We start from the raw sequence: 20,049 nt of genomic DNA on the forward strand, positions 1-20,049 counted from the left end.
GGCGATGACCACTTCCCTCAAGAAGCCACCGCGCGCGAGCGGTCCCGGATCCTTCGGTGACCGCCGCGGCGGCGGCCGCGCACGGACTGTCTCGGGCGGCACGCGTACGGCAGGAAAGACGGGCGGCCGCACGGGCTACGCGTTTGTGACCCCGCTGATGGCGGTCTTCGCCCTGTTCTATCTCTGGCCTGTTCTGCAGAGCGTCATGAGCAGCTTCTTCACCTGGGGCCTGCTGCGGCCGTGGAACCTGTTCGACCGCTCCACCTGGCAGTTCGCGGGCCTGGCCAACTACCGCCACACGCTGAGCGATCCGGACTTCTGGCACGCCGGCGCCAACTCGCTGCTCTGGCTCGTCCTCTTCCCGCTGCTGGTGGTGGGCATCTCCCTCGTGGTGGCGGTGGCCATCTGGCACGCCCGCCGCTGGTCGGTGGTGTTCCGCACGGTGTTCGTCCTGCCCATGACGATCTCCCTGGCGGCGGCGGGCGTCATCTGGTCCTTCGTCTACAACCCGGACGCGCACATCGGCGTGCTCAACGCGGTCCTCAAGGCGCTGCACCTCCAGGGGACGCTCGACGTCGGTCCGCTGCACCTCAAGACGACGGGCCAATGGCTCGCCGACCCCGGCACACTGAATCTGGGCTTCTACGACATCCGCCTGGTCAACGTCTTCGTGATCATCGCGGCAGCCTGGGCATTCGCCGGTTACGGCGTCATCACCTTCAGCGCGGGGCTGGCATCGCTGCCGCAGGAACTCGTCGACTCCGCGCGGGTCGACGGCTGCAGGCCGCTGCAGGTGGTGCGCCATGTCATCGTGCCGCACCTGCGGCAGCCCATGCGCATCGTCTTCGTGGTCAGCGTGATCTTCGCGCTGCGGACGTTCGACATCGTCTACGTGATGACCTCGGGCGGACCCGGCACGGACTCCACGGTTCTCGGGCTGTTGCCCTGGCAAGAGGCGTTCGCCTTCCTCACCTCGCCGCAGGCGGGACAGGGCGCCGCCGTCGCGGTGCTGATGTCGGCCGTGCTGATAGCGCTCGGCTTCCCCTACCTGAAGTCGATGCTCCCCAGGAAGGAGTCACGGTGATGAGGAAACGGCTCACCGTCACCGCGCTCTACGGCTCTCTGACGGCCGCCAGCCTGGTGTGGATGGTGCCAGTGGTCACCGCGCTCGCGATCTCGGTGCTACCGATCGGCCAGACCCGCAGCGGCTGGTGGCACGGCGGTCTGTCGCAACTGACGCTCGCCAACTACCGGGATGCGTGGAGTCAGGGGCTGTCGCTGTACGTCGCGCCGAGCTTCGTCATCACGCTCGGATCGGTGCTGGTCTCGCTCCTGCTCGGCGCGCTCGCCTCGTATGCCTTCGCCCGCCTGGAGTTCCGCTTCAAGCGACTGGCGTACTTCCTGCTGCTGACAACCATGATCGTGCCGGTCCAGATAATCCTCATCCCGCTGCTTCCGTGGCTGCGCCTGCTGGGACTGGCGCAGGGCGACCTGCAGTACCTCGGCATCATCCTGGTCCACACCGCCTTCGGAGCAGGCTGGGCCGTCTTCATGATGTCCGCGTTCTTCGCCGACGTGCCAGAGGAACTGCTCGAGGCGGCCCGGCTCGACGGTGCCTCCCACCTGGGCCAACTCAGGTATGTGGTACTGCCGTTGGCCCTGCCGGGACTGGTGTCGTTCGCGATCATCGATTTCGTCTTCGTGTGGAACGACCTCCTGCTCGGCCTCACACTGCTCGACCGTGATCATCAGCCCCTCACGGTCGGCCTGGCCAATCTGCAGTCGCCGCATCTGGCGCAGGAGAACCTGGTGTCGGCCGGTTCGATCATGGTCGTCCTGCCGCCGCTGCTGCTGTTCATCGCCCTCAACAGGTTCTACGTACGCGGGCTGTTCGCCGGAGGAGTCAAAGGATGAGTGTGCTGAATGTCGTCGCCCTGCAGCTGGCGGCCGAGCCAGGCAATGTGGCGGGCAACGTGGAGCGCGTCCTGGACGCCGTGCGCACACACGGCCGAGGCAGCGACCTGGTGGTGACACCCGAACTGATCACCACCGGTTACGACCTGGACATGTTCGACGAGCGCGGCGCCGAACTGGCCGAGCCCCTCGACGGTCCCACCGTGTCCGCCGTCGCGAAGGCGGCCGCAGAGCTCGGCACAACCATCGTCCTGGGCATCCTGGAACGCGACGGCGAGGCTGTCTACGACACCGCTGCCATCATCCTGCCCGATGGGTCGGTGTACCCGTTTCGCAAGACCCACCTCTACCCCGCTGAGCTCACCCGGTTCAGCGCCGGGCAGGGCCTGCTCACCGTGGACACACCGGCCGCCCGGATCGGACCGCTCATCTGCTTCGAGCACGCCTTCCCCGAACTGGCCACCACCCTGGCGCTGGCCGGCACGCACACGCTCGTCATCCCCTCAGCCGTGCCCATCGGCTACGAATACCTGCTGACCCTGCGGACCAGGGCGCGCGCCCAGGACAACCAGATGTTCGCCGTCGCCTGCAACCTCACCGGCAGCGGCTTCACCGGCCACTCCCTGATCGTCGACCCCGCGGGGAAGGTGCTGGCCTCGGCGGGCGCGGAGGAGACCGCTCTGCGTGCCCGACTCGACCTCGACCTGATTACCCGGGAACGCGACCAGGAGCCGGCACTGAGCATGCGGCAGGCCGATCTGTACCGTCCGGAGGCCGTGGACCGGCTCGGTGTCATGACGGCGGGTGAGAGGTGAGCGGGCAGATCCAGGCCGCGGCGGCGGGCGCGTTGAGCGCCGGCCTGCCCAAGCCGCTCGACCTCGGCAACGGGCTTGTCGCCGGATCCTTCGGCGGCGACGGATCATGGCTGTCCCTCGGCGCCCCGCACCCGGTTCACGGCTTCGTCGAGCTGTTGGCCGCACCGCCCTTCGACGAGGAACGGCGCGGCGACCCGGCGGCCGTGCGCCGCTATCGGGAGCAGCTGACGCAGGAGCGGTTCGCGTTCCTGCGCCTCGACCTGCCTGACGAGCAGGTGCCTGAGCGCCGGGCCGGTGTGGACAGCGAAGGCCGGCCCGTCTGGCGGCGCACCGGACGTGGATGGACCTGCTCGGTGACGGCTTGGGCCCTGCCGGACCGAGCGGCGCTCGTCCAGCGGTACGTGATCGAGGCCATACCCGGTTTGCGTGCGGTGCTGCGGTTCGGCGGCCGACTGGACCGCAGCGCGCTCGCAGAGATCACCGAGGTCAACCCGCCTGCGGCTCTCTCGGTGGACAGCCACGTGGAGATGTCGCCCAGCGAACTCACCGTCAGTGCACCGGTACTGGCCACCTCGGCGCGCGTGACGGTGCACGCAACGGCCGGTCGCTGGACGTCCGAGGTCGGCGGCGCCATACAGTGGACAATGAGCGCGGGCGACGGCCAACCTGTCGAGATCACCGTCACGGTGTCGTTGGCACCGCCCCCGTGGCCGGGCGACGGCCGCCGCGCCGCCGCCACCGCACCTCGCATCACGCAGGCCGATCCGCCCGGGACTCTGGAGCACATCGCGGCCGGAGCCGTGCGCTACGTACTGGGCTGCACCGCATTCGACGTCGGTGAGGGAGAGCGCACCATCCTCACCGACCACCGACTGCTCCCCCTGAGCTGGACCCGCGACGCCTACTACCAGGCGCTGCTCCTGCTGTGCGCGGCGCCCGACGACCAGGGCATCACTGATGTGGTGGCCGCCCATCTGCGGTGGCTGTGGGGTAAGGGACGCACACCCGGCGCACCCTGGATGCGGAGCCACTTGTCCGACGGCCGGCCCAAGGACCTGGCAGTCCAGGCCGATCAACAGCTCTACCCCCTCCTGGAGCTCGCCGACTACCGGCGTGTCACGGGCCGGTGGCCCGCCCCGCCCGGCGACGGCGGCGCCGATGCGTCGAAACAGTGGGGCGCCTTGATCACCGAAGTCTGGCAGGGCCTGCCCCGAGAGGGCCACGACGGTCTGCTGGCCGGTGCGGAGAACCCCGCCGACGACCCCAGCGAACTGCCCTTCACCCTGTCCACGCAGATCCTGTACTGGCACACCGCCTCGCAACTTGCCCCGTTCTCCGCCGAGTTGAACCTCGACGCGCTACGACTGGAACGGACCGCACAGGACCTGCCAGGCGCCATCGTCCGGGCCTTCACCTGCGAGGGACCGTTGGGCCCACAGTGGGTTTACGAGACCGACGGCAACGGCCACTACCGGCTCTACCACGACGCCAACGACCTCCCCACGGCTTTCGCCCCCGCCTGGGGCTTCTGCTCGTCCGATGACAAAGAGTGGGCCACCACCATGCGGTTCGCGTTCTCCCCGCACAACGCCGGACACGTCGCCGGACCGTACGGGGGGCTGGGATCGGTGCACACGCCGGGGACATGGACACTGGGCGACGCACAAGAACTCGCCGTCGCGCTGACCACGGCAGACGCCACCCGCGCCAGACTGGTGCTCGAACGCATCGGCCTGGTCGCGGGCGCCGACGGGCTGCTTCCTGAGACCTACCACGCCGACAGCGGACGGTGGTTGGCCCGCCATTGGTTCGCCTGGCCCGCTGCTGTGTTCGGAATCCTCCACTTTGGTATAACCGGTGGCTGGCACAACGGGTGGCGTGTATGAAAATGAGGAACGGGTGACCGTGATCGACCCCAAAGAGCCGCTGCCGGTCTACGTTCAGCTGAAGAATCTGCTGATCCAGGAGATCGTGGACGGCCGGTACGGCCCCGGTGACCGGCTGCCCACGGAGCAGGAACTCTGCACCATCTACCAGATCAGCCGGACGCCGGTGAACCGTGCCCTGACGGAGATGGCCGAGGAAGGGATCGTGGTGCGCCAGCGCCGCCACGGTTCCTTCGTCAACCCTGGGTGGATACCCCCGAACACCGCCGCCAGCACCTTGAAGGTCGTCGTCCCCGAGGGCTCCTGGGAAGCCACGGTGCTCGCTGCAGCGCCGCCGGAGTTGTCCCTGGACATTGTTCAGGTGGGGTTGTCCGACCTGCGCCAGGTGCTGGTACGCGCCGTCGCGGAGGGTCGGGCTCCCGACCTGGCGATCATGGACTCCGTATGGGTGCACGAGTTCGCGGCTTCCGGCTTCCTCGCCTCGCTGGAGGAACTCGACCCCGACTGGGTCCACGATGAATACGAGGGCGACTTCGTCGAGCCGTTCCGCTCCGCGAACAAATTCGACGGCCACCCGGTCGCAGTCCAGGCGGAGGCGGACGTCGCCGGCATCTGGTACCGGCGCTCCGACCTCGCCGCCGTCGGGCACCAGCCACCGAGAACCTGGGCCGAACTGGCCACACTCGGCCGCGCCCTGGCCCAGCGCGGCACGGCCATACCGCTGACGCTGCCCGGCGGCTCCCTCGCTGGCGAAACCGCCACCTACTGCCTGCTCTCGCTGCTCGCCTCCAACGGCGCAGGAGTCCTCGGCCACGACGCCGTCACCCTCGACACAGCCGCGGTCACGGAATCCCTGACGTTCCTTCGCGAACTCCTCCACGCAGGCGTCATCTCTGCCGAGTCGGTGAGCTACGAGCGCCATGTGCCCATACACCAACTCGCCCATGGCCAGGCCAGCATGGCCATAGGAGGCAGCTACGACGCCCCTGCCCTGGCAGCCGCGGCATCACTCACCACCGAGAGTCTGCTCGACCAGTTCGGGTTCATCGCGATGCCTGCCGGCCCTCGCGGCCATTCCGCCACGCTCGCCGGCGGCATGGTTTACGGCATCTTCCGGCAGGCGGCCTCCCCCAAGCTGAGCATGCGCCTATTGCGCGCCGTCACCTCCATCGAGGCACTGACACGCATGTCCAAGGACACCTGGCAGTTGGCGCCACGCCGCACCGCACTCCAACGCGCCGCCCAGCAGTCATCGTTTCTGCGAACCACAGCCACCATGCTGCAGCAGGCCGTCGTACGCCCCTCCACGCCACCGTACGCGCGAGTCTCCGCGCAACTGTATGCCTTGCTGGAATCGGTCCTTCTTGGACGCCGCGATCCCCGGGCCGCCGCCGCCCGCACCGCAGACATGATCAGCGCCATCACGGGACTGCCCGTGGCCTGAGGCAGAAACCGCAGACCTGACGCGACCTTGACGTCGGCGACAACCGCTGCTCGGTCACCGTCCACGACAAGGCCAAGCAGGGCCCACGCGGCCGACGGCTACAACATCTGCGACGCCCAGCTGAGCGCTGGCCTGTTGAGCGGCTGGGAATCTTGCCACACGGACTTGGACGAGTCACTGAACGCCATGGACAGAGCCGCAGCAGTCCCCCGCCGGAGCCGACCGCACGTCGACGCTTCCGGCTCGGTGCTCGGCACCGGCCACGCTCCCCTCGACGATGTCCATCCGCCCCCTCTCTCCATATCGTGCCGCGACCGCACCTCACGGCCCTCGCGGAAACCGCTCAGCGTGACGCAACACGTCTCGCACCGTGCAGAGCTGCGGCCCTGGGGCGTTCCGCTGGACGTCACGGAGCGTGCCGAAACGTCATCGCGGAGCTCGCCGCCAACGCCGTAGCCGATGACCTGCGGCAGTTTCTACAACTGCTGGAGCAATCCCTGACGCGGTTCGTCGCCGACGGCGAGCCAGGATCTCTGCAGTCCAGGTGGCTGCCAGTGCTGCGTGTGCGGTCGCGTCGATGGCCCGGTCAGGGGAGGCAATGGTGTCACATGGCGGTGGTCTACGGCGTCTCCTGATCGTGCTGGTAGGCAGCGAGGAGGAAGAGCCAGATCTCGCTGACGGTGGGGAAGGGGGCGATCGCGTGCCTGAGCCGTTTGAGCGGGATCTCGCCGGCGACCGCGATGGTTGCCGAGTGCAGCAGTTCGCTGACGCCGGGGCCGACGAAGGTCACTCCGAGGAGGACTTCCCGGTCGAGGTCGACGACCAGCCGGGCGTGGCCCTGGTAGCCGTCGGCGTAGAGGTTGGCGCCCTGGGCGGCATTGAAGTCGAGGTCGACGGTCTTGATGCGGTACCCGGCGTGCTCCGCCTGCTCGGCGCTCAGGCCCACCGCCGCCGCCTCGGGGTCACTGAAGAAGACCTGGGGTACGGCATGCTGGTCGGCGGTGGTGGCGTGGTCGCCCCAGGGCGTGTCGTCCAGCGGGCGGCCGGCGGCACGGGCGCCGATGGCGTCGCCTGCGGTCCGGGCTTGGTATTTGCCCTGATGGGTGAGCAAGGCTCGATGGTTGACGTCGCCGAGGGCGTACAGCCAGTCGCCGTCGACCCCCTTTACCAGGCAGGTGGTGTCCACATCGAGCCAGGAGCCGGGGGCGAGGCCGACCGTGTCCAGGCCGATGTCGTCGGTGGCGGGGATGCGGCCGGTGGCGCACAAGACCTCGTCGGCCTCCAGCTCGCCGCCGTCGTCGAGGGTGAGGGTGACCGGCCCCTCCGGGTCCGGGCGGCGCAGGGCGGTCACCTGCACGCCGATCCGCACATCCACGCCCGCCTCGCTCAATCCCTGAGCGACCAGTTCGCCGGCGAAGGGTTCCATGCGGGGGATCAGACGGCGCCGGGCGAGCAGCGTGACCTGGGAGCCGAGGCCCTGCCAGAGAGTGGCCATCTCGATGCCGACTCCGCCGCCGCCGATGATGGCGAGGCGAGTGGGCACGGTGCTGGATTCGGTGCCCTGCCGGCTCGTCCAGGGACGGGCCTCGTCGATGCCCGGGATGTCGGGCAACGCCGGTCGGCTGCCGGTGGCGATGGCCACTGCGTGCCGGGCCGTGAGGATCTGCCGGGCGCCGTCGTCACGGGTGACGGTGACCCGTCGGGGCCCGTCGAGACGGCCGTGGCCACGGAAGAGGTCGGCTCCGATGGACTTGAGGAACAGAGCCTGTCTGGTGTCGTCCCAGTCGGAGACAGAGCGGTTGCGACGGGTGAAGACGCCATCGGCGTCTACCCGACCGGTTACAGCCTGCCTGGCACCGTCCACGCGCCGCGCGTCGGCGAGCGCGATGACCGGCCGCAGCAGCGCCTTACTGGGCACGCAGGCCCAGTACGCGCAGTCACCGCCGACCAGTTCCTGTTCCACGACCGCTACGGAGAGGCCAGCGACACGGGCGCGGTCGGCGACGTTCGCACCAGCCGGGCCTGCGCCCAGCACGACCACGTCGTAAGGCACTCCTTCCTGGGTTTCGTGCGATTCGCTCATGTTCTTCCTCGCATTCCTGGGAGTGCCTGACGACGGTCGAGGCGGTGGTGATGCTGCCCGTCGGACCTGGTCGGTCAGGCCTGGGCGGGGGCTCCCCGACCAAACCGGAGCGCGTCGGTCAGGCGTCGGTGTGCGGGGTGACGACCGGCCATTCGATGTCGGTATCGGCGAGGACGTTGAAGTAGTACGTGAGGATGTTCAACGCCAGATTGCCCACGACCACGGCGATCTCGGCGTCGGTGACGCCCACGGCCCCGGCAGCCCTGAGCTGCGTCTCACCGATGTGCCCGCGGCCGCGGGCAATGGTCTCGGACAGGGCCAGCACTGCGGTGGCGTGCGGGACGGCGGACTCCGCGTGGCGGGCACGTTCCAGTCCCCGGCGCCGACCTTGGCGACGCGCGCCCCTATGTAAGTGTGGCGGACGGGCAGTAGGTGCAATTGTTGTACTCCGCGTTGGCGCTCGCCAGCCGCTCCCGGACCGGGACCGGGATCACGCCCCCGCTCAGAGCGCCGGCAGGGCAAGCCAGCCCTTTACCAGGGTCGGACTGTTGGTCGTGGCCTTGGCCACGTTGGGCACGGACCCCAGTGCCCGGCGCACCCTCGCTGAGCGCCTCGGCGGCGGCGCCGGTCGCCTCGGTAGGCCGGATCAGAGCACACTGTGACATGACGGATTTCAGTGGCTGTGGTCGCGGATGCGGATTTCCGGTGTCAAGAGCTCGCTGGGAGACGGGCGGAATTTACCGCCGCTCGCAGGAGCCGGGAGCGCCTCGGTGCGCTGCCTGGATCATGTAACGGTCCGGTGCCCGTCGGCCGTCGCACGTGGCCCATAGGCCTCACGAAGAGCCGTCATAAGTGCCGCATTGGGCCGCAGCAGACCATAACCGCGCTCTGGTAGAGCGGCGCACCCCGCCAAGACTCGCACGACGCCCTCACGCTTATGGCGGCTATCGAAATCGCCGATGACCAGGACGGAATCATCGGCAAGGACATGCGATTTCGACCCACGTCACCTCACGAACGAGGTGACGGGACAACGGAAGCGGCACGGCCGCACCCGGTGCCCTCTCATCCGATACATACGAAGGACGTCCTCATGAGTTCTGTTGATCTGGCTGGACGTGTGGCCCTGGTGACCGGAGCGACCAGCGGTATCGGCGCCGCAACTGCAGCGCTGCTCGCCGAGCGGGGCGCGCACGTGCTGGTCGCCGGGCGTGACAGGTCCCGCGGCGAGGCCGTGGTCGCCTCAATCCGTGACCGGGGCGGCAAGGCCGACTTCCTCGCAGCCGATCTGGGCGAGGCGGAGTCGGTGCGGAAGCTGGCGCGGGAAGCCGCCGACCTGGGAGGCGGCCGAGTGGACATCCTGGTCAACAACGCGGGCATCTTCCCGTTCGGCCCGACGGACCAGATTCGGGACAGCGACGTGGACGCCGTCTACGCCCTGAACGTTAAGGCCCCGTTCCGCCTCGTCGCGGAACTCGCGCCGGCCATGGCCGAACGCGGGCACGGCGCGATCGTCAACGTCACCACCATGGTTGCCGAGTACGGCGTCTCTGGTATGGCCCTGTACGGGTCGAGCAAGGCCGCGCTGAACCTGCTGACCAAGGCTTGGGCCGCCGAGTTCGGCCCGCGCGGGGTACGGGTCAACGCCGTCGAGCCCGGTCCGACCCGCACGGAGGGCGCCGCCGGCATGGGTGACGGCCTCGACGCCCTCGCCGCCCAGGCGCCCGCCGGCAGGCCGGCCGCACCGAAGGAGATCGCCGAGGCGATCGCCTACCTGGCCGGTGACACGGCAAGTTTCGTCCACGGAGCGGTCCTGCCCGTGGACGGCGGCCGTACGGCCGTCTGATATCCGGAAACAGCCGGGCGGTCGTCCCGTCAGCCGCCCTCGAACCCACCCACCAGGGACGAGGGCGGCCAAACACTCACTCGCCGCCGGTGAGGCGGGGCGGGCCGGCTCTCTAGCTGCCCACCGACCGGTCGAGTGCGGCGATGAACCGACCCAGGTCGCGCCGTCTCGAATCGGCCGGCCACACGGCCCAGGTGCGCCGCACGAGCGGATGCCCGACCAACGGCGACCACGTCACATGGCCTGGCAGCGGCTGCTGCCAGTTGGGCGGGGCCAGGGTGAAAGCGCGTCCGGCACCCACGGCAGCCAGCTTCACATCGGCGATCAAGGCCTGTCCCTCCGGAGCCTCGGGGCCGAGATCGAGGCCGTGGCCGCGCAGGATGGCGGTCAGTTCGTCGTACCAGGCGGGGCTGCCGGAGCGGGGAAACCCGACCCACTGCAGGCCGACCAGTGCGTCGAGCGCGATGCCTTCCGGTCCGACGAGTTCGGCGGCCAGGCCCGCGGCCAGCAGCACGCCCAGCCGTTCCCGTACGACCAGCAGTGCGTCGAACTCTGGTCCCATCGGCCGCTCCCTCAGAAAGCCGACGTCGAGCTCACCGGCCTGCAGGGCGGCCAGCTGTTCGGCCGTGGAAAGGTGCCGGGCCTGCACCCGGGTGTCCGGATGGGCCTCGGCCAGCTCCGCCAGTGGTGCATCGAGCAGCCCTGAGGGCAGTTCCAGCGGGATCCCGATCCGCAGAGCCCCTCCTCCTGGACCGGTGTACGGGGCCATCGCCCGCAGCGCCTGGTCATGCCGGGCCAGGACGGCACGGGCCTCGCCGAGCAGGGCCGTACCGGCTTCCGTGGCGCGCACGCCCGTACTGCTGCGCACCAGCAGCTTCACGCCGAGCTGCCGCTCGAGTCCGCTGACTGTCTGGGAGAGCGCCGACTGGCTGATCTGCAGCCGACGTGCCGCCGCGGACAGCCCGCCTTCCTGCATCACCGCGACGAACGCCCGCAGCTCCCGCAATTCCATGATCCCATGCCATCACACCCAACCGCCGGCGTCACGCTCGAGCCGAGGACGCCGTATCCCGGCCATGCAGTCCCGCATCTCCCCGCGCCCGCGGTGACGACCGCCGTCACCCTTGAAAGGGTGCCACCCGCCAGCGGTGCTCACGCGTGCACCAGCCGGCACAAAGGCAAGCAGATCGCCGCCGAGCGGCACTTCCTGCTGGTCGGCGAGTGCAAACTGATCTGATCTTTCACGGCAACGTCGCCGCGATGACAGCCGCCGGGATGTTGTTCGTCGCCCCGATGGCCAAGAGCCTGCGCCCCACCGAACTGTTCACCACCCTGGACCCCGCCCAGGCCCGGCCGCACCGTGCGGAGCACTACGTGGTCACCATCGGGCAATGCCCTACCAGCCCCGGTACACCTGAGCAGACACGCGCCTGGTCACAGACCCGACGGGACACCAGCCGAAGCGAGACGTGATGAGCCCCGGGCGCAGAACCTCGAAGTCCGTCGGCCACGGCTTGTTGTCAGAGGTTCGGGAAGGCTTCGGTCAGGGCCGTGAGCACATGGTCCGCCTCGGCGGCGCGAAGCTCCTCGGCGGTGTAGCGGCCGCTGGCAACCCCTACCGCAGTCGCATGGGCCGCGTGCGCGGCCTCGATGTCCCGGGGGGTGTCGCCGACCACGTAGACGTCGGCGCGGGTCAAATCGCGCCCGTGCAGCCGAGCGGCCTTGGCCATCGCCAGGCGGGTGATCTCCGCCCTATCCGGAGAGTCCGAGCCATAGGCACCGAAAACGAAGTAGTGGCCGAGCTTGCCCGGTTCCAACTTGATCCTGGCCGCGCCTTCCATCGCGCCGGACAGCAACCCGAGGATGACCCCGGCATCCGCGATCCGTTGCAAGGTTTCTTCGACGCCGTCCAGGACGCGGTATCCCTCCGATGTCCAGATGTCCTCCGACAGGTGCCGCAGGTACGCGGCGTACAGGCGGACCATCTCGTCGCAATTGGGTTCACGACCGAGCACGGCGTTAAACGTTTCCCTCCCGACCTGTGGATCCGTCTCCCCAGCCGAGGTGTGCTTTCCGATATCGGCTGCGACCCCGTGCAACCGGTCAAAGGCCCAGGACCAACTACGTCTTCCGGAGTCTCCGGTGTGGACCAGGGTTTCGTCGATATCGAACAGAACCGCTATCGGTCCGGCCATGATTCGTTCTCCTCCTGTTCGACACCGATCGCCCGGGCACCGTTGAACGGGGTGCGTACGATTGCGCCTGCTCACTTCCAGAGTGCGCGCCGGGTTGTCCCTCGTCCCCATGAAGCGCCGCGCCGGCCCGGCGCGTCCGCTGTCCCATACAAGGTCGCCAGTTGCGTAGGCACGGTGTTGGTGGTGCTGTTGAGGGAGGCGGCAAGCCCGGATTCGACGCACACCCGTTCGATACAAATCCTTACCTGTTGTCCTTCATCTATTTCGTCCCTCATTTGTTTCGCGGGAGCGAACATGGATACCACTGACCGAAGCCTTCATGCCGATGTACTCGTGATCGGGTTCGGCAAGGGCGGAAAGACGGTGGCCGGGACGATGGGTCGGCTCGGTAAGCGCGTGGTGTTGGTCGAGCGCTCGGAGCGGATGTACGGCGGCACCTGCCCGAACGTCGGCTGTGTACCGACCAAGGCCCTCGTCCACCATTCCCGCAAGCGTCGGGCGGAGGATGTGCCGCAGGAGTGGTACGAGCGCTCCGTAGGCGAGGTGCAGGCGCTGACCAAGCTGTTCCGCGGTGGGAACTACGACGGGCTGAACGATATGGACACCGTTACGGTGATCACCGGTACGGCCGCGTTCACCGACCCGCACACCGTGAGCATCGACTCCGGCGACGGCCGCCTGACGGTCACCGCAGGGACGATCCTGATCAACACCGGGTCCGAGCCGATCGTCCTGGACATCCCCGGCCTGCGGTCCAGCCAGTACACCGTGACCAGCACCGAACTGATCGACACGACCATCCTGCCGGGACAGCTGACGATCATCGGAGGCGGGTATCTCGGCTTGGAATTCGCCTCGATCTACGGGCAGTTCGGATCCCAAGTCACCGTGCTCGAGGCGGCTCCGAAGGTTTTCGGCCTCGTGGACGACGATGTCGCGGCTGTCGCCGAGGGCATCCTGGTTGACGAAGGAATCGAGATCGTCGTCGGTGCGAAGGTCACCGAAGTCCGTGACGGCGAGAGCTCCGCGATCGTCGTCTACGAAAAAGACGGCCGGCAGCACACCCTGGAAGCCGACGCGATCCTGGCGGCCACCGGCCGCGCCCCGGCCACCGGCGGCCTTGCGCTGGACACTGCCGGCGTGCGCACCACCGAGCGCGGAGCAGTCGAGGTGGATGAGCAACTGCGCACCAGCCAGCCTCATATCTTCGCCCTCGGGGATGTCAACGGTGGACCGCAGTTCACCTACATCTCCCTCGATGACAGCCGTATCGTCCTCGACCAGCTCCTCGGCGAGGGAAAGCGCTCCACCGCCGACCGGGTCGCCATCCCCCACGCCGTCTTCATCACCCCGCCTCTGGCGACGATCGGGCTCACCGAGGCCCAGGCGCGGGCCGCCGGGCACCGGGTGAAGATCGCCAGTCAGCCGGTCGCCGAGATCACTGCGATGCCGCGTGCGTACATCGTTGAGGACACCCGCGGGGTGATGAAGTTCGTGATCGACGCCGAGACCGACGAGATCCTGGGCGCCGCTCTGCTCAGCGTCGACGCGCAGGAACTGATCAACACCGTCGCGCTCGCCATGCGGCACGGCATCAAGGCGGCCGAGCTCCGCGACGCCGTCTACAACCACCCCACTTCCACCGAAGCCTTCAACGACGTCCTCGCCACCATCGTCCGAGCCGATACGTAACGAAGCCGCCGACGTACAGGCTGTCCGCAGACGGGCGTCCGAGGCGCCGCAGTGAAGCCCGGCCGAGATCCCGGGAAATCGCTGGGATGGCAGATGCCGGAGACGGCAGGGCACAAGGCAGGATGAGGCCGGTCTTCCGGAAGCGGTGGAATCTCGGTCATTCGATCCGCTACGAACCCCGACCGCTACGAGCACAGCGTGTTCGCTCAGGGGGTGATCTGAAACATCGACTCCTTCGACCAGTGGGGGTGGAGCTCGGCAAGGTACTCGCGGCCCAGATCACCCCGGAACTCACCTCCGGCGCCGAACCGGAGCTCGCCCACGACTCGTCGGCCAAGGCCCTCATCCGTCGTTACCGCGCCCTGAAACGCTAGGGCCCTGTCCCCCAGGAGAGCAGCCATGACTACCGACACCCCCATGCAGCTCGGCATGATCGGGCTCGGCCGGATGGGCGCGAACCTCGTGCGCCGGCTCATGCGCGACGGCCACCACTGTGTGGTCTATGACCTCAACGAAAGTGCCGTAAGGGAGTTGGAGGGCGAGGGTGCCGTGGCCGCCGGCTCGCTGCGTGAAGTGGTGGCGAAGCTGGAGCGGCCACGGGCCGTCTGGCTCATGCTGCCTGCCGCCGTCGTACAACCCACACTCGACCAGCTGGCCGAGCTCCTCGACGTGGACGACGCGGTCATCGATGGCGGCAACTCTTACTACCGCGATGACATCGCGCGTTCAGCGCAGCTTGCTCCTCGCCGCATTCATTACCTGGACTGCGGAACCTCGGGCGGTGTGTGGGGACTTGAACGCGGTTACTGCCTCATGATCGGCGGCGACCCGGAGCCAGTCGCACGGCTCGGCCCCGTCTTCCGGACCATCGCGCCCGGCACCGGCTCCGCCGAGCCGACGCCGAGCAGACGAACCGACGGAACCGCACCGGAGGGTTATCTGCATTGCGGTCCGAGCGGAGCCGGGCACTTCGTGAAGATGGTCCACAACGGAGTCGAGTACGGCATGATGGCCGCGATCGCCGAGGGACTCAGCATCATCGAGCACGCGGATGCCGGGCTTCGCAAGCGCACCGTCGACGCCGAGACAGCTCCGCTGCGCGAACCGGAGGCCTATCAGTACGAGATCGACGTCGGCGAGGTCGCCGAAGTATGGCGCCGCGGCTCGGTCGTCGGTTCCTGGCTCGTCGACCTCACCGCTGACGCACTGGCCCGGTCACCGAAACTGGAGGAATTCACCGGGCGTGTCTCGGACTCCGGGGAAGGCCGATGGACGGTACTGGCGGCGGTCGACGAAGGTGTGCCCGCCGCCGTGATCACCACGGCGCTCACCGACCGCTTCCAGTCCCGGGGCCTTGGCGAGTTCGCTGACAGGGTCCTGTCCGCCATGCGCAGTGAGTTCGGCGGACACTCCGAGAAGAGGAGCCGACCGTGATACGCCCGGACGGCCACGTGATCGTGCTCTTCGGCGCCACCGGCGACCTCGCCAAGCGCAAGCTCCTGCCTGGGCTGTTCCACCTCGCCCGTGCAGCCTCTCCCCGACAGCTACCGCATCATCGGCTCGACTCCGGCACGATCGGCGCTCCGCGACGCCGCGTTCCGCGTACACGCACACGACGCGGTGACCGCCTTCGGGCGGTCCGAGCCGTCCGGGCTGGAGTGGCAGGCCTTCGAGGACTCGCTGTCTTTCGGCGGAGCCGACCTGCGGGATCCCGCCCCGCTGATCGCTGCCGTGCGGACAGCCGAGGACTCCCTCGGCGGGTACCCACGCCGACTGTTCCAACTTGCCGTTCCGCCCTCCGCGTTCGGATCCGTCATCGGAATGCTCGGCGACACCGGCCTGGCGGAGAACGCGAAAGTGATCGTGGAGAAGCCCTTCGACACCGATCTCACTTCCGCACGAGCACTCAACGCCGAACACCCTGTCGTGCCGCCACAGGCCGAGCGTCGCCGAGGTCCTGGGCCAGGCCGACTCTCAATGCGTGCAGGGCGGGCAGCACCATTGTGGGTGCAGCTGAGGCCCGATGGTGCGGTGCTGGGAGGCACCGGGCTGGAGTTCGTTTGGACGCGGGCGTCCCGGGGGTGGCGGCCAATCCAGCGATGGGCGGCATCCCTGTGCGGCGCCGGCAAGGCCCTATCAGCAGGCGGTGGCCCTGATGATGCGTTCCACGACAGCTGCCACGTCGCGCTCGACAATGTCGGGCTGGGGGCCCAACGGACTGGGGACCATCCCTGGCCGACTGACGAACGCTGCTTCGCATCCCGCGAGCAGCGCGCCGGAGACATCCCAGGCATGAGCAGCAACCAACCGCACCTCTCCTGGACTGACGTCGAACGATCGGGCAACGCTGAGGTAAGGCTCCGGCGCGGGCTTCAGCCGCCGGACGTTGTCAGCGGAGAAGACCCGGTCGAACGCGTCACGAATCCCGGCGTGGCTCAACTGCGCCTCGGCCACCGACTCGGTGGAGTTCGTCAGCGCCACCACTTTCAGATCCGTCTCGGTCAATCGACGCAACGCTCCCGGCACCTCTGGGTACGGCGGAAGCGACGTCATCAGATCCACTGTCTGCTGCACCTGCTCCTCGGTTAGCCTCACGCCTTCCCGTCGCCCGAGCATGTGCAAGGCAGCACGCTGTGCTGTGCCGAAATCCACGTACGAGCCGGTCAGACCACCCACGAAGGACAATTGCAGCATCAGGACGAACCACTGGGTACGCAGGGCGCTCTCTCCGAACAGACTCTCGAACGGCTTGTCCAGCACACTCAGATCCAGCAACGTCTCGTTCACGTCGAAAGCAACGACTCGCGTCATGGGGGCCCTCCCGCACTCGTGTGGCTCCACTCTGTGCCCCCTGCCAGCGAAGGGCGGGGACCGCCACGCTGCCCGAGCTTTGGTTCGCTGAGCCCGACGCGCTGCATGAGCCGTGCTGCACCATCAAGGCCGATGGGGTGGAAGGCGCACATGACGGTGTCGAGTTGTCCGCCATCCGCGCATCCGATCCGCTCGGCCAGCAGTCCCGCGTCGCTCAGTTCGGCAGGAGCCGACGTGGGACTAGCGGGTCAGCGGCGTGGCTGGGGTCGTCGACCTGGTGGTTGGGGAGGCTCGGGTAGGGCGGTGGGCGGCTCGACGGGACGGGTCTGCGGCGCTTCTTTGGACAGGGCTATGAGCTCGCCGCCGTGGCTGATCTGGAGGGGTTCGCCTTCCATCAACCTGTAGGTGACGTGTGAGCTGGTGATGTCGATCCGCAGGCAGCGTCGCCGGAACAAGAGCGAGAAAGCAAGCCGGCCGAGCCTTTCGGGCAGTCTGGGAGCGAAGGAAAGGGTGTCTCCGTAGTCGCGCATGCCGCCGAACCCGGCAACCAGTCCTATCCATGCGCCTGCGAGAGAGGCGATGTGCAGGCCATCGCGGGTATTCCTCTCCAGGTCCGCCAGGTCCAGCAACGCGGCCTCCCCCAGGTAGTCGTAGGCCAGGCCCAAGTGGCCCACTTCGGCGGCCATCACGCACTGGATGCACGCCGACAACGAGGAGTCCCGGACGGTCAGCGGTTCGTAGTAGGCGAAGTTCCGCGCCTTGTGGTCTTCTTCGAAGGCATCACCGCACAGGAACATCGCCAGCACCAGGTCCGCTTGTTTAACGACCTGCTTCCGGTACAGGTCGAAATACGGGAAATGCAGCAACAGGGGGTACTGCTCGGGCTCCGTGCCCGCGAAGTCCCACACGTCGAGGCCGGTGTAGCCCGCCGCCTGCTCGTGGACGCCCAGGGCGCGGTTGCAGGGCACGACCATCGCCCTGGCCGCATCGCGCCATGCGGCGATCTCTTCCGCGTCGACGCCGAGTGCCGCGGCCTGTGCCGCGTGGCGCTCGGCGGCGTCGGCTGCGGCCTGCAGATTCACCCGCGCCATGAGGTTGGTGTATGCGTTGTCGTTCGACAGTGCGCTGTACTCGTCGGGGCCGGTGACGCCATTGATGTGGAAGCGGCCACTGGAGTCATGATGACCGAGGGAATGCCATAGCCGGGCCGTCTCCACCAGGAGCTCCACACCGGTCCGGCGTTCGAAGTCGGCGTCACCTGTAGCCCAGATGTAGCGCACGACGGCGGCGGCGATGTCGGCGTTGATGTGGAAGGCCGCAGTCCCTGCCGGCCAGTACCCCGAGCATTCCGCTCCGGTGATCGTCCGCCAGGGGAAGGCTGCGCCCCGCAGTCCCAGCTGGCGGGCACGGGCACGCGCTGTCGGCAGGGTGTCCTGACGCCAGCGCAAGGCCTCGGCGACGCAGTTCGGCGAGGTGTACGTCAGCAACGGCAGAACGAACGTCTCGGTGTCCCAGAAGGAGTGCCCGTCGTATCCGGAGCCGGTAAGACCCTTGGCCGGGATCGCCCGTTGCTCGGCCCGGCGGCCGGCCTGCAGGACATGGAAGAGAGCGAAGCGTATCGCTAGCTGGATTTCCGCATCGCCGTCGACCTCGATGTCGGCATGCCGCCAGAAGTCGTCGAGGGACTCCCGCTGCTGGTCCACCAGTCCCTGCCAGCCGGTGCTGCGCGCAGCGGCCAGCGCGGCTTCCACCTGGTCCCGCACGGCAGGCAGCGAGCGCATGCCGGACCAGCCGTAGGAGACCAGCTTTTCGAGACGTAGGGTCTCGCCGGGTTCGAGGAGAGCGGTAACCGTGACGCGGGCCACATCATCCGTACTCTCACTGGAGGTCCTGGTGGATTCAGGGCCGCGCACCACGTGGTCGGCTGCAGCTGCGACACGCTGATGACTGCGTGTTGTGCGGTGCACCAGGCGCAACCGCGTGTCGATCGCGGTGTGCTCCTCGGGCTGAAGGCAGGACTCGAGAGCAGCGGCGGCCCGGGGATCACCGGTCCGCATGGGTAGCTGCTCGTTGGCGACGAGTTCCGACTGGATGACGAGGTTCGTCCGGGCGTCCAGCGGCTCGACTTCGTAGGCGATGGCGGCGATGGCCCGCTGGGGGAAGGAGACCAGTCTGGTGGAGCGCACCCGTACCGTAGTGCCGGTCGGCGACGTCCACTCGCAGACGCGGTGCAGCAGGCCGGCACGTAGGTCGAGAACGCGCTCATGGGAACGCACCCATCCGTAGCGCAGGTCGAACGGTTCGTCGTCGACGAGCAACCGGATGAGTTTGCCGTTGGTCACGTTGATCACCGTCTGGCCGGATTCCGGGTATCCGTAGCCTGCCTCCGCGTACGGCAGCGGATGCTGCTCGTGCACACCGTTGAGGTAGCTGCCGGGATGGGCGTGCGGCTCTCCCTCGTCGAGGTTGCCGCGCCAGCCGACATGCCCGTTGGACAGGGAGAAGACGGATTCGCTCTGGGCCAGCACGTCCAGGTTGAGCTCGGTCTCGCGCAGACACCATGGTTCGACGGCATACGCAGGGTGGCTGATCACGTAGGGCCCTCCAACAGCTCGGAGAGATCCGACACCACGATGTCGGCGCTGTGTCGGCGCAGCGCGTCCGCCCGGCCGATGCGGTCGACGCCCACGACGGCCCCGAAGCCGCCGGCCCGTCCTGCGTCCATACCGGCCAGGGCATCCTTGAACACGGCCGCTTCCTGGGGTTCGGCCCCGAAGTCGTGCGTGGCTTCGAGGAAGATGTCCGGGTGCGGCTTGCCGGGAAGCCCGCGCTCGGGGGCGAGCACCCCGTCGATCCGCACGTCGAAGCGGTCGTCCAAGCCTGCGGAGATCAGGATCTCGCGGCAATTGGCGCTGGAGACGACCGCCGTGCCAAGCCCCGCCGCCCGTGCGGCATCGATGTAACGGGCGCAGCCCGCATATGGCTCGACCCCCTGCGTGTGGATCTTCTCCAGGAGGAGAGCGTTCTGGCGGTTGCCGAGCCCGTGCACGGTGTCCAGCTCCGGTGGGTCATCGTCTCTTCCTTCCGGCAGCTCAAGTCCGCGTGAAGCGAGGAAAAGCCGTATCCCGTCGATGCGGGGGCGTCCGTCGACGTACTGCGCGTAGTCAGCCACCGCGTCGAAGGGACGGAAGGCGGCCCCCTCTCGCCGCCGCAAGAAGTCGTCGAAGACTTCCTTCCACGCGGCGGCATGAACGACCGCAGTCTTGGTCAGCACACCGTCCAGATCGAACAGACATGCTTCCAGATTGTCCGGAAGGCCCAACTTTGTCATCGTTGGTTTTCTACCCGTGCCGGTCTCCGCCG

The 20,049-nt window shown here is 68.1% G+C and carries 18 protein-coding genes and 1 pseudogene; 12 read left to right on the forward strand and 7 right to left on the reverse strand.

Annotated features, from left to right (window positions below):
* The first annotated feature begins 4 nt into the window (after positions 1-4).
* The 5 genes from N8I84_RS01825 to N8I84_RS01845 are packed head-to-tail and all read left to right on the forward strand — an operon-like array spanning position 5 to position 6,059.
* A complete protein-coding gene (locus N8I84_RS01825; RefSeq protein WP_263227627.1) occupies positions 5-1,084 on the forward strand; it encodes a carbohydrate ABC transporter permease in 1,080 nt (359 codons plus the stop codon).
* Positions 1,084-1,914 (forward strand): carbohydrate ABC transporter permease, encoded by an 831-nt coding sequence (locus N8I84_RS01830; protein ID WP_263227629.1) that lies wholly within the window; start codon positions 1,084-1,086, stop codon positions 1,912-1,914. The genes N8I84_RS01825 and N8I84_RS01830 overlap by 1 nt, the downstream gene beginning before the upstream one ends.
* Positions 1,911-2,729 carry a carbon-nitrogen hydrolase family protein gene (locus tag N8I84_RS01835; protein ID WP_263227631.1) on the forward strand — a complete coding sequence of 273 codons (819 nt, stop codon included), beginning with the start codon at positions 1,911-1,913 and terminating at the stop codon, positions 2,727-2,729. The genes N8I84_RS01830 and N8I84_RS01835 overlap by 4 nt, the downstream gene beginning before the upstream one ends.
* On the forward strand, positions 2,726-4,615 hold the full coding sequence (locus tag N8I84_RS01840; protein ID WP_263227633.1) for a glycoside hydrolase family 125 protein: 1,890 nt from the start codon (positions 2,726-2,728) through the stop codon (positions 4,613-4,615). The genes N8I84_RS01835 and N8I84_RS01840 overlap by 4 nt, the downstream gene beginning before the upstream one ends.
* 19 nt (positions 4,616-4,634) lie before the next feature.
* The gene (locus N8I84_RS01845) at positions 4,635-6,059 is read left to right on the forward strand and encodes an extracellular solute-binding protein (RefSeq protein WP_263227634.1); all 1,425 of its coding nucleotides are present in this window, start codon (positions 4,635-4,637) and stop codon (positions 6,057-6,059) included.
* Between the two features lie 619 nt (positions 6,060-6,678).
* Here the strand turns inward: N8I84_RS01845 and N8I84_RS01850 are convergent.
* Together N8I84_RS01850 and N8I84_RS01855 are read right to left on the reverse strand one after the other, a co-directional pair.
* Positions 6,679-8,142 carry a dihydrolipoyl dehydrogenase family protein gene (locus N8I84_RS01850; RefSeq protein ID WP_263227636.1) on the reverse strand — a complete coding sequence of 488 codons (1,464 nt, stop codon included), beginning with the start codon at positions 8,140-8,142 and terminating at the stop codon, positions 6,679-6,681.
* Between the two features lie 118 nt (positions 8,143-8,260).
* A complete protein-coding gene (locus tag N8I84_RS01855) occupies positions 8,261-8,467 on the reverse strand; it encodes a carboxymuconolactone decarboxylase family protein (RefSeq protein ID WP_263227637.1) in 207 nt (68 codons plus the stop codon).
* Between the two features lie 768 nt (positions 8,468-9,235).
* Between N8I84_RS01855 and N8I84_RS01860 the strand changes: the two genes are divergently transcribed.
* The gene (locus N8I84_RS01860; protein ID WP_263227639.1) at positions 9,236-9,988 is read left to right on the forward strand and encodes an SDR family NAD(P)-dependent oxidoreductase; all 753 of its coding nucleotides are present in this window, start codon (positions 9,236-9,238) and stop codon (positions 9,986-9,988) included.
* Between the two features lie 112 nt (positions 9,989-10,100).
* Here N8I84_RS01860 and N8I84_RS01865 read toward each other — a convergent pair whose 3' ends face one another.
* Positions 10,101-11,000 carry a LysR family transcriptional regulator gene (locus tag N8I84_RS01865; RefSeq protein WP_263227640.1) on the reverse strand — a complete coding sequence of 300 codons (900 nt, stop codon included), beginning with the start codon at positions 10,998-11,000 and terminating at the stop codon, positions 10,101-10,103.
* Positions 11,001-11,006: 6 nt separating this feature from the next.
* Here N8I84_RS01865 and N8I84_RS01870 point away from each other — a divergent pair, with 6 nt between their 5' ends.
* Together N8I84_RS01870 and N8I84_RS01875 are read left to right on the forward strand one after the other, a co-directional pair.
* Positions 11,007-11,225: a hypothetical protein gene (locus tag N8I84_RS01870; protein ID WP_263227642.1), complete on the forward strand. Its 219-nt coding sequence runs from the start codon at positions 11,007-11,009 to the stop codon at positions 11,223-11,225.
* Between the two features lie 23 nt (positions 11,226-11,248).
* On the forward strand, positions 11,249-11,461 hold the full coding sequence (locus N8I84_RS01875; RefSeq protein ID WP_263227643.1) for a hypothetical protein: 213 nt from the start codon (positions 11,249-11,251) through the stop codon (positions 11,459-11,461).
* Between the two features lie 47 nt (positions 11,462-11,508).
* Here N8I84_RS01875 and N8I84_RS01880 read toward each other — a convergent pair whose 3' ends face one another.
* A complete protein-coding gene (locus N8I84_RS01880; protein ID WP_263227645.1) occupies positions 11,509-12,183 on the reverse strand; it encodes an HAD family hydrolase in 675 nt (224 codons plus the stop codon).
* Here N8I84_RS01880 and N8I84_RS01885 point away from each other — a divergent pair.
* The 4 genes and pseudogenes from N8I84_RS01885 to N8I84_RS01900 all read left to right on the forward strand — a co-directional run.
* Entirely contained in the window at positions 12,133-13,875 is a 1,743-nt protein-coding gene (locus N8I84_RS01885) for an FAD-dependent oxidoreductase (RefSeq protein ID WP_263227646.1), read from the forward strand. The two genes, N8I84_RS01880 and N8I84_RS01885, sit on opposite strands and share 51 nt — an antisense overlap.
* 248 nt (positions 13,876-14,123) lie before the next feature.
* Complete coding sequence (locus N8I84_RS01890; RefSeq protein ID WP_390898830.1) at positions 14,124-14,249, forward strand: hypothetical protein; 126 nt, start codon at positions 14,124-14,126, stop codon at positions 14,247-14,249.
* Between the two features lie 25 nt (positions 14,250-14,274).
* Entirely contained in the window at positions 14,275-15,309 is a 1,035-nt protein-coding gene (gene gnd, locus N8I84_RS01895; protein ID WP_263227648.1) for a phosphogluconate dehydrogenase (NAD(+)-dependent, decarboxylating), read from the forward strand.
* 23 nt (positions 15,310-15,332) lie between these two features.
* A pseudogene (locus tag N8I84_RS01900) lies at positions 15,333-15,732 on the forward strand (glucose-6-phosphate dehydrogenase); the annotation flags it as partial.
* Between the two features lie 279 nt (positions 15,733-16,011).
* Here N8I84_RS01900 and N8I84_RS01905 read toward each other — a convergent pair.
* From N8I84_RS01905 to N8I84_RS01915, 3 genes are all read right to left on the reverse strand, one after another.
* Complete coding sequence (locus N8I84_RS01905) at positions 16,012-16,686, reverse strand: haloacid dehalogenase type II (RefSeq protein WP_263227650.1); 675 nt, start codon at positions 16,684-16,686, stop codon at positions 16,012-16,014.
* Between the two features lie 248 nt (positions 16,687-16,934).
* A complete protein-coding gene (locus N8I84_RS01910; protein ID WP_263227652.1) occupies positions 16,935-19,280 on the reverse strand; it encodes a glycoside hydrolase family 65 protein in 2,346 nt (781 codons plus the stop codon).
* Positions 19,277-20,017 carry an HAD family hydrolase gene (locus N8I84_RS01915; RefSeq protein ID WP_263227653.1) on the reverse strand — a complete coding sequence of 247 codons (741 nt, stop codon included), beginning with the start codon at positions 20,015-20,017 and terminating at the stop codon, positions 19,277-19,279. The genes N8I84_RS01910 and N8I84_RS01915 overlap by 4 nt, the downstream gene beginning before the upstream one ends.
* Between the last annotated feature and the right edge of the window lie 32 nt (positions 20,018-20,049).

It is taken from the genome of Streptomyces cynarae, assembly GCF_025642135.1.
Taxonomy (GTDB): Bacteria; Actinomycetota; Actinomycetes; order Streptomycetales; family Streptomycetaceae; genus Streptomyces; species Streptomyces cynarae.

Coding starts and splice junctions, on each gene's coding strand:
- N8I84_RS01865 (WP_263227640.1), bottom strand. CDS start 11,000: ATGGAATTGCGGGAGCTGCGGGCGTTCGTCGCGGTGATGCAGGAAGGC.
- N8I84_RS01875 (WP_263227643.1), top strand. CDS start 11,249: ATGACAGCCGCCGGGATGTTGTTCGTCGCCCCGATGGCCAAGAGCCTG.
- N8I84_RS01850 (WP_263227636.1), bottom strand. CDS start 8,142: ATGAGCGAATCGCACGAAACCCAGGAAGGAGTGCCTTACGACGTGGTC.
- N8I84_RS01870 (WP_263227642.1), top strand. CDS start 11,007: ATGCCATCACACCCAACCGCCGGCGTCACGCTCGAGCCGAGGACGCCG.
- N8I84_RS01830 (WP_263227629.1), top strand. CDS start 1,084: ATGAGGAAACGGCTCACCGTCACCGCGCTCTACGGCTCTCTGACGGCC.
- N8I84_RS01905 (WP_263227650.1), bottom strand. CDS start 16,686: ATGACGCGAGTCGTTGCTTTCGACGTGAACGAGACGTTGCTGGATCTG.
- N8I84_RS01825 (WP_263227627.1), top strand. CDS start 5: ATGACCACTTCCCTCAAGAAGCCACCGCGCGCGAGCGGTCCCGGATCC.
- N8I84_RS01860 (WP_263227639.1), top strand. CDS start 9,236: ATGAGTTCTGTTGATCTGGCTGGACGTGTGGCCCTGGTGACCGGAGCG.
- gnd (WP_263227648.1), top strand. CDS start 14,275: ATGACTACCGACACCCCCATGCAGCTCGGCATGATCGGGCTCGGCCGG.
- N8I84_RS01880 (WP_263227645.1), bottom strand. CDS start 12,183: ATGGCCGGACCGATAGCGGTTCTGTTCGATATCGACGAAACCCTGGTC.
- N8I84_RS01915 (WP_263227653.1), bottom strand. CDS start 20,017: ATGACAAAGTTGGGCCTTCCGGACAATCTGGAAGCATGTCTGTTCGAT.
- N8I84_RS01835 (WP_263227631.1), top strand. CDS start 1,911: ATGAGTGTGCTGAATGTCGTCGCCCTGCAGCTGGCGGCCGAGCCAGGC.